The organism is Mannheimia indoligenes, from assembly GCF_036880405.1.
GTDB classification, from domain to species: Bacteria; Pseudomonadota; Gammaproteobacteria; order Enterobacterales; family Pasteurellaceae; genus Mannheimia; species Mannheimia indoligenes.
On record NZ_JBAJJM010000015.1, the window covers coordinates 1 to 2818 of the forward strand.

The following is a 2818-nucleotide window of genomic DNA, read 5'->3' on the forward strand; positions in this document are numbered from 1 at the left end:
AATTCGTCAAACTAGACAAGCAAAACCCTAAAATGAGTTCGCACGAATATGGCGAATATGCCCGAGCTTGTTTGGCTCAAATGGAAGAAGATTACAAATCTTTTGGCTTTACGATTAGCGATATACCGAACGAAGATTTATTGCATTACTGGGTGTTTTTAACAGGCAACCAAAGCAATAAATCGAGCTTTGGCAAGCGGTCAGATTTTGTGAACGAGTTGAAAAATCGTGGGTATAAAATCGTAGATTGTGAACTGGTGAAACTTGATAATTAAAGCCTTTGTGCATAAAATAGAAAGGTCGGAGGCAGGTTGCGACCCTACCCCCTTCCTAGCCGTTAGGCTATTTTGTTAAACACTGCAAACAGTAGATCTAGTATCGCTAATACTCTTATACTGATTGCCCCAACTAGCAATAAAGCTAGAATTGTCAGAGTAATAATTTCTGATGTTTTCACATAAATCACCCCCTTAGCACTATAAGGCTAAGCGGCTAGGCTCACACTATAACGGTAGTGCGAGCCGCCGCCATAGTGCGGAAGTGATTGTATCATAAACCGCCCTCGCTAGGCGGTTTTGTTTTTTGAAACCGGTGTAAGTGTTGAAACTCGCTTTCAATACTTACACCGGTTGAGCAAAGGAGCAAAGCGACTGCGGTAGCCATTATGTTTGAATTAAAAATCCTGTTCTACAATGTCCTTATTTTCTGTATTTTGATTGCCGGCATGTATGTCTATTTGAAATGGCAAAAGAAAAAACGTATTGAAAAAATGCTTAATAAAATGGAGGCAAGTTATTTAAAATATGCTCCGCCTAACGCAAGTGAATTGTTAAAGAAAAGACAAGCAGAATACGCCAGAAAATACCCTTTAAAAGCACTCAAAAGAAAGATAATCTCTAAAATAGAATGGCTTTTCTGAATCAATAACAACAGCCAAAGCTCAAAAAACACTCAAATTTAGATGTTCTAGAACCTGCCTAGACTGGCTCTAGAACATCAAAGGGTGTCAAACCCTTGTGGCACAATAGCCAGTCTAGACCCTATCCAGAGATGTTCCACACCATCAAATTAAGAGATTAATTTTTGAACTAAAATTTCGTAGAGCGTTGATGTTCTTGCGAATATAGGGCAAATTTTAATTTGCGTGTGGTGTGTAATTACCTAGAAAAAATAACTATCTTCTCTATGAACTGGTAGATATATTTTTGATGCTCTTTTATCATAAAATCGTGTTGTTGATATGGGGCGATCATATGCCTAATTCCGTATTAGAAAATGCAAAGTTATGCAATATCAACCGCATAAAATGATTTAACATAACCACATCTTACACGCATTTCTATGAATAAAAATGCAATCCGCAAGCATTGCGTGTGGTGTGCAAGGGGGAAGTTTCCCCCTTGCATCCCCCTCCCTTTTCAATCAAAAGACGTACTAAATTAAAAAAATCTTAAAATCCATTTAAAACGCTCTAAAACGCATTTTAAGCGATTTTTGATATTTACCCTTACTAAAACATACCTAGCTAGCTATCGCACTCGCTATTCTCGTTTGATGAACCCTAGCAACTACGAAAAGCAAGTTTTCGCAGTTGTTAGGGTTTCTTTCTAAAAGATTACTGATTATATTCAAGTTCAAAATGAAAGTAGGTTTTAATTGTGATTTTGAGTTTAAATTTAATTTTTTGAAGTAATTTCATTTTTCGGTATTCCTTATATTTTATTAATCTATTTATTTTTAACTTAAGGAAAAGTAGATATAAAAATCAAATTTTTAGCTCAAAATTTAAGCGATTGATTAATTTTTTTTAAAAGATAGAAAAATAGGGCTGAAAGCCCTAAAAAGAGCCGAAGGCTCTATATTTTTGTATTCTTGTTTGTATCTTGTTTGTAGAATTTTGCTTTCCTTGTGGCACAAGGTTTTTGAGATTTATATGTGGACAAATTTATTGTTAATGTGGACAAATTTATTGTTATATGTGGACAAATTTATTGTTAATGTGGACTTGATTTTATTTATGTCCATATTTTATTATAGACACTGATTTTTCCCTATCCATATTAACAATAAATTTCTCCATATTAAGGTTGAATTATGAGCAATGACCTGACTATTTCAAAAGCTAACACCTTTGTTGAAGCTAGTTACTCTATGACGCTTGATGAAATGCGTGTTCTGTCTTTAACTTTGGGGGTATTTAACCCAGAAAATCCAAAATGTGGGTTTGATTTAACCGTAGCTGATTTTTGCAAGCATTTTCCTGACGTCAATCCTGAAATTGCTTATGTTCAGGTACAAAAAGCTATTCGCAAAATTTCTAGTCGATGGATGACCTTGCAAAATGATGACAAAATTTTGCATGAGGTGGCTTTTGTTACCGATAGAATTTACTTCAAGAAAGAAGGTAGGTTTTATATTGAGTTTCACGAAAAGCTGTTGCCTTACATTGCTCATTTGAAACGTAAATATACTGAATATCAACTTGTAAATATCGGGGCATTTAACAGTACGCACGCCATTCGCCTTTATGAGCTATGCTCTCAATATCGTGATACAGGTTGGCGACAAACAAGCATAGAAGATCTCAAAGACTGGTTGCAAGTTACTAATAAATATTCGCTATATGCAGATTTTAGAAAACGAGTTATAGAGCCTGCCATTAATGAGATCAACGCTAAATCTGACCTGCTTGTTGATGCTGAACCTATCAAGCGTGGTCGCACGATTACAGCGTTAAAATTCAAAATCCAAGTAAAGAAAAACGTAAATAAAACCGAGCAAAAACGCAGACCGTTTCCACATAAAAACAAGTTTGGAA

2 protein-coding genes and 1 pseudogene are annotated in these 2818 nt (G+C 35.3%); all 3 read left to right on the forward strand.

Annotated elements, in window-relative coordinates; genetic code table 11:
- Positions 1 to 275: pseudogene (locus V6W77_RS09810) on the forward strand (replication initiation protein); the annotation flags it as partial.
- A 389-nt stretch (positions 276 to 664) separates the two neighbouring features.
- The gene (locus V6W77_RS09815) at positions 665 to 919 is read left to right on the forward strand and encodes a hypothetical protein (protein WP_334254528.1); all 255 of its coding nucleotides are present in this window, start codon (positions 665 to 667) and stop codon (positions 917 to 919) included.
- Between the two features lie 1175 nt (positions 920 to 2094).
- Positions 2095 to 2818 (forward strand): replication initiation protein (locus tag V6W77_RS09820; protein WP_334254529.1); only part of this gene is annotated, 724 nt, incomplete at its 3' end.

What these genes read in the sequence shown, in the direction of transcription:
- V6W77_RS09815 (WP_334254528.1), top strand. Translation starts at nt 665, where the DNA reads ATGTTTGAATTAAAAATCCTGTTCTACAATGTCCTTATTTTCTGTATT.